This is a genomic window from Nostoc sp. DedVER02 (assembly GCF_034530675.2).
Taxonomy (GTDB): Bacteria; Cyanobacteriota; Cyanobacteriia; order Cyanobacteriales; family Nostocaceae; genus Nostoc.
Window position 1 is genome coordinate 85,261 of the sequence record NZ_JAVRCP020000009.1, and the last position, 14,882, is coordinate 100,142.

At 35.2% G+C, this 14,882-nt stretch carries 11 protein-coding genes; all 11 read right to left on the bottom strand.

Annotation, left to right across the window (positions count from 1 at the left end):
- Window positions 1-19 precede the first annotated feature (19 nt).
- Window positions 20-565: a dTDP-4-dehydrorhamnose 3,5-epimerase gene (gene rfbC, locus RMZ41_RS12220; RefSeq protein ID WP_322642762.1), complete on the bottom strand. Its 546-nt coding sequence runs from the start codon at window positions 563-565 to the stop codon at window positions 20-22.
- 104 nt (window positions 566-669) lie between these two features.
- Window positions 670-1,746 carry a glucose-1-phosphate thymidylyltransferase gene (locus RMZ41_RS12225; protein WP_322642763.1) on the bottom strand — a complete coding sequence of 359 codons (1,077 nt, stop codon included), beginning with the start codon at window positions 1,744-1,746 and terminating at the stop codon, window positions 670-672.
- 115 nt (window positions 1,747-1,861) lie between these two features.
- On the bottom strand, window positions 1,862-2,929 hold the full coding sequence (locus RMZ41_RS12230; RefSeq protein WP_322642764.1) for a glycosyltransferase family 1 protein: 1,068 nt from the start codon (window positions 2,927-2,929) through the stop codon (window positions 1,862-1,864).
- A gap of 91 nt (window positions 2,930-3,020) precedes the next feature.
- A complete protein-coding gene (locus tag RMZ41_RS12235) occupies window positions 3,021-3,878 on the bottom strand; it encodes a glycosyltransferase (protein ID WP_322642765.1) in 858 nt (285 codons plus the stop codon).
- A gap of 137 nt (window positions 3,879-4,015) precedes the next feature.
- Entirely contained in the window at window positions 4,016-4,936 is a 921-nt protein-coding gene (locus tag RMZ41_RS12240; RefSeq protein WP_322642766.1) for a glycosyltransferase family 2 protein, read from the bottom strand.
- 124 nt (window positions 4,937-5,060) lie between these two features.
- Window positions 5,061-6,131, bottom strand: a complete 1,071-nt coding sequence (locus tag RMZ41_RS12245; protein WP_322642767.1) for an NAD-dependent epimerase/dehydratase family protein — start codon at window positions 6,129-6,131, stop codon at window positions 5,061-5,063.
- 35 nt (window positions 6,132-6,166) lie between these two features.
- A complete protein-coding gene (locus RMZ41_RS12250) occupies window positions 6,167-7,234 on the bottom strand; it encodes an NAD-dependent epimerase/dehydratase family protein (RefSeq protein WP_322642768.1) in 1,068 nt (355 codons plus the stop codon).
- A complete protein-coding gene (locus RMZ41_RS12255; RefSeq protein WP_322642769.1) occupies window positions 7,227-8,513 on the bottom strand; it encodes a glycosyltransferase in 1,287 nt (428 codons plus the stop codon). Before RMZ41_RS12255 ends, RMZ41_RS12250 begins: the two co-directional genes overlap by 8 nt.
- Before the next feature lie 77 nt (window positions 8,514-8,590).
- Window positions 8,591-10,351: a hypothetical protein gene (locus RMZ41_RS12260; RefSeq protein WP_322642770.1), complete on the bottom strand. Its 1,761-nt coding sequence runs from the start codon at window positions 10,349-10,351 to the stop codon at window positions 8,591-8,593.
- Between the two features lie 321 nt (window positions 10,352-10,672).
- Entirely contained in the window at window positions 10,673-11,449 is a 777-nt protein-coding gene (locus RMZ41_RS12265; RefSeq protein WP_322642771.1) for a class I SAM-dependent methyltransferase, read from the bottom strand.
- Between the two features lie 52 nt (window positions 11,450-11,501).
- Window positions 11,502-14,777, bottom strand: a complete 3,276-nt coding sequence (locus tag RMZ41_RS12270) for a glycosyltransferase (RefSeq protein ID WP_322642772.1) — start codon at window positions 14,775-14,777, stop codon at window positions 11,502-11,504.
- Window positions 14,778-14,882: the final 105 nt, after the last annotated feature.

Genomic DNA, 14,882 nt, shown 5'->3' on the forward strand with positions numbered 1-14,882 from the left:
CCCAATGACCAATGACTACTTAATCAAATACTTCAGCAGTTCTCAAAGATTTACCGGCTTGGTCTTTAGCTGATAAAATCGGTGAGGCACTCACGGGCCAATCTATCGCTAAATCTGGATCGTTCCATAAAATTGTGCGATCGCCTTGGGGTGCGTAGTAATCTGTAGCTTTGTAGACAACTTCGGCTATTTCTGAAAGCACGAGAAAACCATGAGCAAAGCCTGATGGTATCCACAGTATACGTTTGTTCTCAGCACTGAGTTCATAACCTACCCACTTTCCAAAGGTTGGCGAACTTTTTCTAATATCTACGGCTACGTCAAAGATAGTGCCAATAATAGCCCGAACAAGTTTACCTTGGGGTTGGTGGATTTGGTAGTGCAATCCCCGCAGAACGTTTTGTTTAGAGCAAGAGTGGTTATCTTGAACGAAGCTGGCAATAATACCAGTCTCTTGGGCAAATTTGCGATCGTTGTAGGCTTCAAAAAAGAACCCGCGATCGTCCGCAAATACTTGGGGTTCTAGTTGTATAACTTCGGGTATTTTGGTATGTACAATGCTCATTAATATTATTTCGAGTAATTCGCCACAGTCTTAATTGTGAGACTCATTTAATGTTTGTATTTTACAGCTAGTAGGTAACACTTCGACCGTGGCTTTTCTCATTTTTAAGTCAATTCAATTTGACAATCATCGCCAATTAGAAATCGCAAGGCTTTGGGGCGGCGAGGTGCAAGAGTCAATTGTGCCCGTTGACCAATCACACTATCAATAATGCGCTGATGAATTCCGACAATTTTAGCACCTTCTAAAATCACACTGTGTTCTAAATCAGTATCAATGACTGTTGCATTGTTAGCAATACTACTATAAGGGCCGATAAAACAGTTTTCTAAATGACAATTGCTACCAATGACTACTGGCCCCCGAATAGTGCAGTTAATTAGTTGAGAATTTGCACCGATTTGCACTCGCCCAATAATCTGACTTTGGGCATCAACTTCGCCAATAACTGATGCTGTCAGATAGGTATCGAGAATCAATCGGTTAGCTTCTAACAAGTCATCTTTCTTGCCGGTATCTAACCACCAACCTTTGAGATTGTATGCTAAAACTTGCTTTTCTTGATTAATTAGGTATTGAATAGCATCAGTGATTTCTAATTCGCCTCTAGCAGAAGGTTGAATATTTGCGATCGCATCAAAAATCAGGTGAGAAAAGAAGTAAACCCCCACCAATGCCAGATTTGAAGGCGGAACTTTGGGTTTTTCAATTAGCTGTAATACCCGTCCTGTTTCATCTACCTGAGCCACACCAAAGGCGCTGGGATTGGCAACCGAACGCAAAAGAATTAGAGCATCTGGTTGTTGTTGGCTAAATTGTTGCAGAAAGTAACGTAACTCACCTAGTTGAATCAGGTTATCGCCCAAATACATCACAAAGGGAGAATCTCCTAAAAAGGAATGGGCGATTTGGACGGCGTGAGCAAGTCCAAGTGGCTGTTCTTGGACGATGTAGGTGATGTTTGCTCCAAAGGATTCTCCATTTCCGGTTTTCCCTTGGACTTCTGCCCCAGTTTCCGGGCTGATGATGATGCCAATATCAGTAATCCCAGTAGCGACCATTTCTTCAATGCCATACCACAAAACTGGTTTATTAGCAACTGGTACGAGTTGTTTGGCTCCGCTATAGGTGAGGGGACGTAGGCGTGTACCTTTACCACCAGACAGAATTAATGCTTTCATAGGGATTTATTATTGGGCATGGGGCATGGGGCATGGGGCATGGGGAATGGGGCATGGGGCATTAATTATTCTCGGTGTCTTCCCATCCCCGCGTCCTCTACTTAACGGTAATATTCTACACGTAGCGGGATAATACTTCGGCGGTTGCTTGTCCGGTTTTTTCCCAACTGAATTGTTGAGAGTGAATGATACCTTGACTAGAAAGGCGCGATCGCAATGTCGAATCAGTTGCGATCGCCTCCATCGCCTCTGTAATTTCTTTGGTGTTGTAGGGATCAATCAGAATTGCCGCATCTCCAGCGACTTCTGGTAAAGAGGAGAGATTGGAGGTTATGACGGGAGTACCACACGCCATTGCTTCCAGGACAGGTAAACCAAAACCTTCCCAGAGACTGGGGAAGACAAGAGCGATCGCTTGATTGATAATTTTTGGCAATTCGCTGTAAGGAACATAGTCCAAGAATTTCACTTGATTGGTGATGCCGAGTTGGGCAACTTGCGCTATTAAAGTTGGGGTGTAACGGCGATCGCTTGGCCCTGCTAACCAAAGTTCATAATCGCTGTTATTGGGTAGCGCGGCGAAGGCAGCAATAAGCCCATGTAAGTTTTTATAGGTATTTTGTCGTCCGATGTAGAGAAAATAGTTACGGGTGGGCAGATTGAAAAAACGGAAGTGAGTGCGATCGTGAGCAAGTGGGATAGAGGTAATTTTGCTAGCAGGAATATGAAAAAAATCGGTAATGTCCTTAGCTGTAGCTTGGGAGTTACAGACAATGTGTTGTGCTTGGTTAATAACTTGGGGAATGTAGTAGCGGTGATACAATGTAAGTGGTGAAAAGCCTTTAGGAAAACGCAACGGGATAAAATCGTGAACCATCACGACAAAACGACAGTTGGTATTAAGAGGTGCTTCTGGAAGTAAGGAAAATAAAATCTGAGATTTTAGCTTTCTATAGATTTGTGGTAATTGAAATTGCGTCCAAACAAGACGTTTTAAATGACCTTTTACCCCTTCTGCTGCGGATTGGTTAGAGGGAATTGGATAGCAGTTGTAATCAGGAATTTCTTGGGAAACTAGAAGTGTAGGATAAAGTTGTTGTAAGTGAGGCAGCAAATTTAGAGCGTAGGTAGTGATACCTGTGGGTTGAGTTAACAGAAATGAGAGATTAATTAATAATTTCATTATAATTAAACATAAATTTTAAAAAATCAATTATTTTAAAATCAATATTTCAATAATTTATTTTAAAATTTTACCAATTAAATTTAATAATTTATTTATATTTACTCCGATTCTTTATCAGATAATCCCATATCCCACAAATTTTTCCTAATGCAGCTTGTGGCTTTAGTATAATCCCTAATATTGCTTTTAATATTTGAAGACTTAATCTAATGCTAAAAATAAATTTATTTGTATATTTGTCGATTGTTAACAAATAGCTATAGGTACTATATCTAATTTTTTGAAAAATGTTTCTATTAGTAATAGATGATGGTTCATGCAGCACTGAAAAATTATTTATGGCAACTATATGTCCTTGACTAGCATAGCGTAAGCAAAAATCTACATCTTCATAATAAAGAAAGTAAGCAGAATCAAAATGAGGACATTCACTAAAATTCTTTAAATTCACAATTAGACTACAACCTGAAATCCAATCACAATTAACATAATTAGCATCTATATTTGTATTTGTTAATTTTTTTTCAGTAATGATTGCACCATTTTTCGGAATAAATCTACCACCAGCAAACCAAACTTCACCTGTGGGTGTATAGATAAGTGTACCAAGAATTGAAATTTCTGGATATAATTTAAAAAAAGGTTGAACTTTATCTAAAGTATTGTCTACTAAATAAGCATCTGGATTGATAATCCAAATATATGCTTGCGGGTCTTGAATGTAGATCCATTTTAAGCCTAAATTACAAGCACAACCAAAACCTAAATTAGTTTCAGCATTAAAAATCAATACAGATTCAGTTTTGAGATTATCAATGTTGCGATCGTCAAGTGAATTATTGATAATAATTACTTTGTAGTCAATATTGCTTGTTTTATCTATCGAACTAATTAATTTTGAAATTAAATTGGCAGAATAATAATTAACGGTTAAAAAATAAATCACTATGCTTATATAAATTTATAATATCAGTTAATCTTGTTAATAATCAATTATATAGGATTCCTATAGATGTTTTCTGTTAAAGATCCGGACACAATTTTTCACTTCTAAATCTCCAATATCTACCCCTATTTATCAACTCAAAACCAAGTTTTACCAAGCTTTCCTTGAAAGCCGTGAAATGTTCCCAGTAAGCAAGCCCATATTTTTAGGGTTTTTTCTTCAGGGTCATACAGCAAAATTGTAACTATCCTGCGGAATAAATATTTTATGCGCTGACCATAACTGCGTAATCGATATAAACCTTTGGCGTTGCGAGTTTCTAAATAAGTGTGGTTCCGATTAATGTAGTAGTTACGTAGACTGGAGTATTTGTGAACGATAATTTCTCGTTGAAAAAATTTTACTTTAACTGGATTACCAAAATTATGATACATGATAGCGTTAGTAACTATTAAATTACGGAATCCCTGTTGTCGTAATCTTAGCCCATAATCAAGGTCAATTCCATCTATAAATAATTCTGCCCGAGGAAGGCCAACAGTTTTAGCCGCAGCAATGGAAATCAAAGAACCAGAAGTTATCGGAGAATCACACTCATAAAAATCAACATTATTATGATGTTTACAACCTTTAAACTGGTCTTTTACAAAGACTGCTCCCTGTACAATTTCCTTAGTCTTGCAATCAATAGCAGTAGGAGCGATAATCCCAATTTTGTTATCATCGTTGAGAGACAAGTTGTTGTAAATTTTCAACAAAATCTCCAAACAATGATTGGTAGGTAAACTATCTTGGTCAAAAGCCCATAAAAAATCATAACCTTCCTTTATTGCCCATTCCAGTCCAAGGGCAAAACCTTTACCAATACCAATATTTTCTGGATAATGATGTATTAAAATCGATCCATTATTATCAATTTCTAGTAATTTTTGCTCGGAATTATCTACTACAAAAACAATATCTATTGGTATGGATTGGGATTGAATAGCTTGCAAACAATTGCTGGCAGCTTGCTTATCCTTATAGAGAGTTATGTAAGCTGCAACTTTTAGGGTCATTGATTTAGATGTTATATAACAACTATATTGATTAATTTTATATCCTAATACTCTAAAGTTCCGACTAATGTATCAATATTAACTAACACCAATATATATCCAGATAGTTTTAAAATAGCCTTTATCAAGAAGTAACATTTCTAGATGTTTGAGCAATATAAATTTCTTCTAATATCTGTCGAAGATTATAATTGTAGTGCCATGTTGGATAGTGAGAACGGAACTTTCTAACATCTGAAATATACCAGATATGATCCCCAGAGCGATTTTGTTCTGTATAAGTGTATTGCAGCTTTTTACCTACGATATCTTCGCAAATTGAGATTGCTTCTAACATAGAGCAATTACTATGCCGAGAACCTCCCATATTATAAATTTCCCCACATCTGGGATTTTGATAAAAATGATAAAAAGCATTCACCAAATCGAAACTGTGTATATTATCTCTAACTTGTTTACCTTGATAGCCAAATATTGTGTAAATGTCACCAGCAATAGTACATTTCATTAAGTAAGCAAGAAAACCATGCAACTGAGCGCCAGAATGGTTAGGGCCAGTCAAACAACCTCCTCTAAAGGTAACAGTCCTCATGCCGAAATATCTACCATATTCTTGAACTAGAATATCTGCGGCAACTTTAGAAGCACCAAATAAAGAATGTTTAGAATTGTCAATTGTCATTGACTCATCAATACCCTCTCTGTATTGATGATTTTGTTCAATTTCCCAACGTGTCTCTAACTCCTCTAAGGGTAAATAGTTGGGAGCATCGCCATAAACTTTGTTCGTTGAGGTAAATATAAAAGTCGCATTCGGGCAATATTGCCGAGTAGCTTCTAATAAGACTAAAGTACCGTTAGCATTAACTGTAAAATCTGTATGAGGGTCTTTCGCTGCCCAGTCATGAGATGGTTGTGCTGCTGTATGAATAATCAGACAAATATCAGAAGAATATTCTTGAAATAGATTTTCTATTGCGGGGCGATCGCGGATATCAATGTCATAATGACGATAACTATCACCATATTTATCTTCTAGGATGCGACGATTCCACTCTGTTGATGCAGATTCACCGAAAAATACTGCTCGCATATTATTATCGATACCCACAACAGAAAAACCATTTTGAGCAAAAAAATGAACCGATTCTGAACCAATTAGACCAGATGAACCAGTAATTAAAACGGTGGGCATAATATTTTGACTCACGTCATAGTACAACCATCAGTTTAGGATAAAACGGGCTTCAGAATTGTTTCATACTCAAGAATCCAATCATAAATATCTTTAAGAGTTTGTTCAGGATTCATCATTGGCTTCCATCCCGTCTTAGAAATTATTTTGGAAGAATCCGTAATATAAATGGGGATATCACCCTGTCTGGCTGCTTCTTCTGATTTGATCGCAATAGATTTACCAGTAATTGCCTCGCATAGTCTAGTAGTTTCTAATAGCGATAGACTATTATCAGCACCTCCACCAACATTTAAAATATCTCCATCTAGTTCGGAAAAATTTTCTAACTGATAATTAATTAAGCATAATAAATCTTCAATATGCAATAAATCTCTAACTTGTTTACCTGTACCACCATAGCCTATGTAACTTAGAGATTTCTCAAAATGGTGTGCAGCTAACCATAAAACAAAAACACCTTGGTCAACTTTACCCATTTGCCAAGGCCCTGTAATTACGCCACAGCGGTTGACTATTGCCTGAATACCATAAGCTTGTCGATACTCTTCGATTAGCATTTCTGAGGCAAGCTTAGTAGTACCATAAAGAGAACGGTAGCTTTGAAGTGGAAATTCCTCTGCTATACCAATATTAGAGACTCCAGGTATTGTCTGTTCAACAGCAATGTTATAGCGAGTTGGTAGTTCTACCAAATTAACTGATTTAAGTGTTTCAATTGGATAAACACGACTAGTAGATAGAAAGAGCAAACGAGCTTGAATTTGTCTAGCCAATTCAAGGACATTGATAGTTCCTACTAAATTTGTTTGCAAGACGTATTGTGGAGAAGTAAATCCTGCAAGTACAGAAGGTTCAGCAGAACAATCAATAATGGTATCGACATTAAATATTCCAGGATCTAAATCGCTAGAAGAACGAATATCACCATGAATGAATTCAATCCCTAAATTTTTTAGTCTAGGAAGATTTAATTCTGAACCACGCCTTCTGAGATTATCAAAACATGTAATTTCCCACTGAGAATGATGATTTTTTAGATTAATTGCTAATGAACTGCCAACAAAACCAGCCCCTCCTAAAATCAGAATCTTCTCAGCCATTGGATTTAAACCTTTGATCTAGTAGTGGTCTATTTTTGCTTAGATGATAATCTCCACGTGATAAATGTTTTTCTAGCCAGATGTAGAGGACTATAAACAAATATCGACTACCCATTTCTTTTAGTTTTAACTTAGAAACTCCTGTGGTTCTATTTCTCCAAGTAATAGGAATAGTTGTATAAGAATACCCTCTTACTATAGCTTTTAGTGGCATTTCTACGGTGAGATTGAAATGATGAGATACTAATGGGGAGATCCCTTCAATAACATCTTTACGGTAGATTTTAAATGCATTAGTAGTATCGTTAAATTTTAAGCCAAATAAAACTTTAATAAAGAAATTAGCTAAACGATTAACAATTAATTTGTGGCTGGGATAGTCAATAACTCTACCGCCTTTAATAAAGCGGGAACCAAAAACACAATCGTATCCTTCTTGTAATTTATGGTAGTAAGATACCATATCTTCTGGTGCATCGGAACTATCTGCCATAACTACCGCTACAGCATCTCCTGTAAAATTTTCTAATCCACAGCGAACTGCAAAGCCAAACCCGTTAGGATAATAATTATTAACGTAACGAAGTTTACTATTTTCAGAATTTATCTGCTGTAATAATTGTTCTGTCTTATCTTTGCTGTTGTCATTAACGACTAAAATTTCGTAATCTATTTTTTCTTGTTCCAAAACGTTGCTAATTGTGTGAACAGTTTGAACTATACAGTCTTCTTCGTTGTAGGCTGGAATTACTATTGATAACGTCTTGACAGCTTTTGAACTATCTATCGTTATTGGCTCTTCCTTTCTTATGCTAGAATTTACTAATAGAGCAGGAGCCAATGATTCTGGATAATATGTACCTGATATTTTTTTTGTTGGGTTTTTAAATACAAAGCGATCGCTAATTAAATAATTAATTGATGCACTCACAAGTGCGCCTATTATAGTATTAATGCCATAGTTAACTTTCAACCAATCTAAAATGGGAAAAATTAAAAAAACGCGAACAATAACTGCTGCGCCCGCAGAAACATGGTAAAGAGGAAGTTGTCGCAAAAATACTTCTTTAAGGTTCCAAACACCGCCAGTCCAAACCCAAGTTCGGTATATAAAAAAACTAAATATTAAAGAAATTTCAATTGATATTACATTGGCAATATTACGTAGAAAAGCTGTATTGAATCCTAGTTTTTCAATTATTAAATAAATTAGTGCTAAGTTTAGTACTGCTGCTAAACCACCACCTAGTAAAAACTTTAGTATTTTTGGCTTAAACATTTTTTTGATCATTTGACTCTATGGCTCCTTTTCTGTTCCTAACCATCAATACTACAGCTTATAAACTTGATTATTTTTTATTCCACTACTGTTATCTTTGGTTCACCATTCAACTTTATAAACTGTTGACTGATTCGGTCATAAACCCAAGCCTTAATAACAGATTCACCTGCTGGTATAGATTTTAGAGAAATAATTGCTTCCCAACCTGAAGTATTGTACAGATTTGAATTTAAGGCTTTAGCTACATCAGGTCTGTTTAAATATACAAACCCAGTGGCAAAAAATGATTGACTGTTCCCATAGGATAGTAAAACTATGGGTGGCTGTTCTTGACCTTCAGGAAGAATAGCCCAGCCCGACAACTTTAAAACATCACTACTGCGTATATTTAATGGTTGTTTTGTTGTTGGAGGTAAATCAATGTAACCGTGAACTTTATCAGCTTTAGTTATAAAAGTGAGATTTTGAGGAAAATCTCTAAACTCTAATTTTTGAAGAACTGGACTTAGTTTTCGGATCAAAAGTTGATCGGGAAAAATAAAATTTAAACAGTTGCTAGGTGAATTAGTTATAGATTTATCTATATAATTTATGAGTTCTAAACAATTTTTACCAGCCTTCCTTTGTATCCATATAAGTTGACCTTCTGCAATGCTATCAGTTGAGATATAAATAGAAATACTTATTAGAAAGCTTAGGCAGAATACTAAGAATATATATTTTTTTTTAGCTTGTTCCTGCCATTTGTATAAAATCCATAATCCACACAATTGTAAGCAGGATATGAATAATAAGATCGAAACACTTATGTACCTAGATGAAGTAGCTTGCTCAACACCAAAACCTGCTCTACCAACAGTAGTCATTGATGCAAACAGAACGGCAAACCAACCCAACGATAACCAAGGTGCTGCTTTATTGGCAAAGTTTGATTGCTGATTGGTAAAAGAGAATAGATTAAAAAAGAAAAAAACTAATAATATTATTAAACCAGTAAGAACAGGGGGAAAAGTATTTTTTAATAATGAGAAACCTATTAGAGTGAAGAAATATTTTGAGGCAATTAATGGCTTCTGGAAAATAAAAAATGTATTAGGATGATAAGAAGGTTTTTCATAACCAATAGAATAGATAGCAACACAAAAAGCAAAAACCCCCATCCATACCAAAATCCTAATTTTTTTCTGTTTATTTGTCCCTTCGAGTAAGTATACTGATGGTAGAATTGCAACCCAAGATAGTAATCCATGAGCCGACGAGAAGCTAGCAATAAAACAGCATAAAGATGCAAGTAATAATCTGATATTTGGAAGTAAGTTTTTAGGTACAGTAAGAATAAAAATTGCTAATATTAAGCAGGTATTTATAAATAGCCAAGTTATTTGAAACCCCCATAGCCAATTTTCATACTGGTTTAAAGAAAAATGTGCAAGACAAGCTGTAATATTAAATAAATTAAATAATATAAATAAGATTTTATTATCTTCATTCCAATTATAGGCTGCGATCTTATATAAAATTATAAAATTTACTAAAGCCAATAAGAAAGTAAAGTAAATTTCTAGTTTAATATTCCATTTAGAAGAAAAAGCAAGTATTGCGAATATTATCCTTGGAAAAAGTATGCGATGCTCGTTGTGCTGAGAAAAAAAATCTCTGAAATTTACAGTACCACTATGAATTTTTTCAAAAAAATCTACTAATCCCCAATCGTCCGCAAAAGGTACATTTACACTAAAGTTAGTTACAAACCAGAAAAGTAGAACAACTGGTAGAGAATATGCAACTGCTAAGAGTACTTTTTCTTTTTGGGATGAGAAAGGTTTGTTGTCCATATTTTTTCAGTGAATTTTTATTGATTGTATAATTCAAGCAAGAACCTGCGATCTTCACCGAGTATTTTTGGTTCGATGATGAGGATGTTTGGGACGCTTGCGGAGTGTGTTGATATAAAGAATTACTATTTTGTTTTTGAACAAAATTAGGTAGGTATTGTAGTGGTGTGGCAAGACTAAAATGTTATATTAAAAATCTCTGAAAAATTCAAGTTAAAAGACATAATCCAAGTTTTCTATTGCACTACTTTAGTCTTGCCAAGCCACTACGTATGTTTTCATAAATAAAACCGAATTCCTATATATCGACTTCAGGTTATACTAACGAACAGCCATTAAAGCAAAGCTCGGCCCATTCGGATGGTCTGGAGCATTAAAACTAATTTCAATGTCTTTCAAACCAAAGTATTTGAGGCAAGCTAATATATCATCGCGGCTCATCCAATAACTAGTACTTGCATTACCACCACAAAAACCTGACCATTCCAGCGCTTTCTCATATTCTTGACGATAAAGAGTATGCTTAAAGCCATCATAATTGCTTTTAGAACTACCTACAAATTTATGTCTAAGATTCGGATTACCTGAAATTACTTGTTTATCATAATAATGCGTCCAAATAAATATTTTATCTGTACACTTAGCTATTAACCCAATCAATTCGGCTGGATTGTTCATGTGATAGAGTACACCGCTAGCAATGCATACATCAAATTTAGTCTGAGTATTTCGCAAATATTCTACAAAGTCCCCACATAAAAAACGTGTCTTTTTCAGTTCTAAAATCTCTTTGATAATTAAACACTTTAAATAAGCACGTGTATTAGCTTCTATTGATAAGATTGATGCTGCCTCTAAGCATTCCAACATATAAGTATGCCCTGCTTCCAATGGCCCCAATTCCAGCACAGTTTTACCTTTAATCCCGCCTAGCTTAGTAGATACCCAATCAATCCTTGCATCTTCAAACAATGAAATCGAACCTGCTTTAAAATCTGCTAGTGGTGCAGGTAATTTTGATGACCACTCATTTTTAAAAATATCGAGTGCATTTTGCGGGCTGGGTGCAGATTTGATATATTGATCTAAAATGTTCATATTTTTTATGAATTTTGTTAATGTTTATAAATTGGCAGGTTTGAGGTTGACATCAAACATTGATGCTGTAATCTTCACGCTTAAAGGTCAGATTGATACTATAGCAAGGATCGTATTCTATAAAGTTTTTCCACTTCTTCTGCATATACGTTGTTTCTTGAATAAATCTTGCTACTTTTGCAGGTGTATCTTCACAACCTCGGCTCTTGGATTCATAGTGGTATAACATAACGTGTGGTAAATAGATATTCTTGTAACCTTTCTCAACGATCTTCAAGCACAAGTCAACATCATTAAATGCAACTGCAAGTTCTTCTTCAAAACCTCCGATTAGTTCAAAAATTTCTCGTCTACACATTAAACAAGCGGCTGTGACAGCCGAATAATTATTTACCGTTAAGATTTGACCAAAGTATCCTGGAGAATTGACCGGATAATGTTTATGACTATGATTAGCAACTCCTCCAACACCCATGACTACACCAGCATGTTGAATAGTGTTATCTGGATATAAAAGCAAGGCTCCGACAGTCCCAATACTAGGTCTTTGAGCTTGCTCAACCATTGCATCTATCCAGTCAGGGGTAATTACCTCAATATCATTATTTAAAAATAGTAAATAATCTCCTTTAGCCTGTTTAACTGCATAATTATTAATCCGGGAATAGTTAAAAGGTATATCAAGACGGTAACATTTAAACTTACTAGATTCCTTTTGTTGCCATTTAGAAATCACATTAGCTGTATTCTCTTCTTGACTACCGTTATCTATGAGAATTACTTCATAATTTGGGTAAGTTGTCTTTTCGAAAATAGATGTGAGACATTTGTCTAAGGTATTACCCAAATCTCTTGTAGGTATGATAATACTAACAAGCTTATAGTCTTTGATTGTATATCGAATTACGTAATGCCCCACAAGGCTTCCAGCTTGTGTAACTCGTCCATGTTCGCCTCGTCTAGCAAGGGCATCTACTAATGCCTTTTCTGCTGCTATGACAGCATAAGGTTTTTGATCCGGTATACTTGCAGCAGATTGGGGATGAATTCTCCAATGGTATAATATTTTCGGGATATGAAATATTTGTGTTGTTTTTTCGGTTAATCTTAAAACTAAATCATAGTCTTGGCTTCCCTCATAACCTGTTCTAAAACCTCCAATGGCATTTACTAGCGCTCTTCGATAAGTTCCTAAATGGCAGGTATACATCCGAGATAAAAATGAGTCTGGACACCAATCTGGTTTAAAGAAAGGATCTCGTAGTTTACCAGTTTCATCAATTTTATCTTCGTCAGAATAGATCATATCTGCTTCTGGATGCTTATTGAGCAGTAGAGCAATTTCATACAAAGCATCTGGGGTTAGCAAATCATCATGATCGAGTAAGGCAATAAACTCACCAGTTGCGATTTCTATTGCTGAGTTAGAGCATCGAGAAATATGGCCATTTTCAGTTCTAAAAACAACTTTTATTCTGGAGTCTTTTGATGAGTACTCCTCTAAAATTTTTCTAACATGATTATCTGTAGAAGAATCGTCAGCAATACATAATTCCCAATAGGGATATACCTGATTTAATACAGACTCAATAGCTTCTTGCAGAAAATGAGTCGGAGTATTGAAAACAGGCATAATCAGACTAATAGTAGGCTTATAATCTAATAATTTTGCCGTTTCACCCATTTTTTTTAAGGCTGCCTGATTAGGGTAGTTTTGGTTCAGCCACTTCTGATAATTAACATCATTAGTTTGAGGAATATCTGGCAGGGCTATAGTAGGTAGTAATGCATCATCAAACTTTAAGTTCGAAGAAGTTTTTTTCAGTAATTTTTTTAAGCAGTATCCAAGCCCTTTTGTTCGTAAAACAGTCCAATTTTTTTTTAATTGTGACAAAACTGTTATGTCAGATGAACTAAAATCAGATAATAAATTTATAGTTTTAGCACTTCTAAATTTAAACCATAAACTTATGTGAAACGGATTATCATCGTCTAGTAAACCCACAACATGCCTCAATTTAAACCATATTTTTCGCATCTGCCAAAATTTACTAGTATTCATGGCTGCAATAGTACAGTGCGAATGATTTAATTCTGTCTGAGTGTGGTATAAAGTAGACTGCGATCGCTCTAATTGTATCTGAGTATCTAGCAATTGAGATTGCGATCGCTCTAATTCTGTCTGAGTGTGGTATATAGTAGACTGCGATCGCTCTAATTCTGCCTGCGTATCTAGCAATTGAGATTGTGAGCGCTCTAATTCTGTCTGAGTCTGTTGTAAATTAGACTGCGATCGCTCCAATTTTGTCTGAGTCTGTTGTAGAGTAGATTGCAAAACCTCTAATTCTGTCTGAGTCTTTTGTAGAGTAGATTGCAAACTCTCTAATTCTATCTCGGTATTTTGCAGTTGTGATTGCGATCGCTCTAATTCTGCCTGAGTTTGTTGTAGAGTAGACTGCGATCGCTCTAATTCTATTTTTGAATTTTTCCTAATTTTGTAAATATCAAGCCAATCTTGAAGAACCCAGTCTCTCAAATAAATATCAATTTCTAATGGCTCTAACTGAAGTGACTGGCATCTTAAATCGGCTTGATTATTCAAATCATTATATAATTCTATTGCTTCTGGAAAAAAGCGTTGAATTAGCATCTGTCTGTGAGTGTTCGATGCTAAATTACTCATTAATGATTTATCTGCAATACCTTCATTAGGATCTTGAAGTTTAAGACCAAATTTATTTTCACATAACTTTGAAATAACAGTCGGGTCTGCAATTACAGTATGATTATTTAACAAAATGCATTTATCTGGAAACTGATGATGAAAATCTAGGATGATTTTGTTATAGTGCATCCAGATTTGTAAAGCGTATTTAGGATTGCTATAAAATATTTCATCTCCCCGACGATATAAAGAATCAATAACTTCCCAAGGTGATCTATATGTAAATATAAAATATGCTTGCGGTAGTAAATTTTTCCAAAAGTCTAAGAAGAGAGTAGTGCGTGGATCTTTCCATCCCCAGTAATTCTCTTTTGCATTTTCAGCAATAATTAGTTTTGCTTTATCAAACAATTGCTGTGGTATATCGATATGCTTTTGTACTGTCCATCCTTCCTGACTAATACCTTGAGAACGTAGAGCATGTTCGTGAAAACCTACGAAATCTAAATTTTCAAAATGACCTTTTGGGTTACTAGAGGCTGCACCCATTAATCTTTCACCTATATTTACTCCCGCACTTTCTATCAACGATGCAGATAGAGAAGTACCTGAACGATGCATTCCAGTAATTATAAAAATCGAAGACTTGTTATCTTGGTTCATCACAGCTTTGCCTTATTTAGTTATCAATAAATAATATGTAATTGATATGAATAAGTAGCAGATTATGAAGATATTTAAATTAAATATTATTGCCACTGATTGATG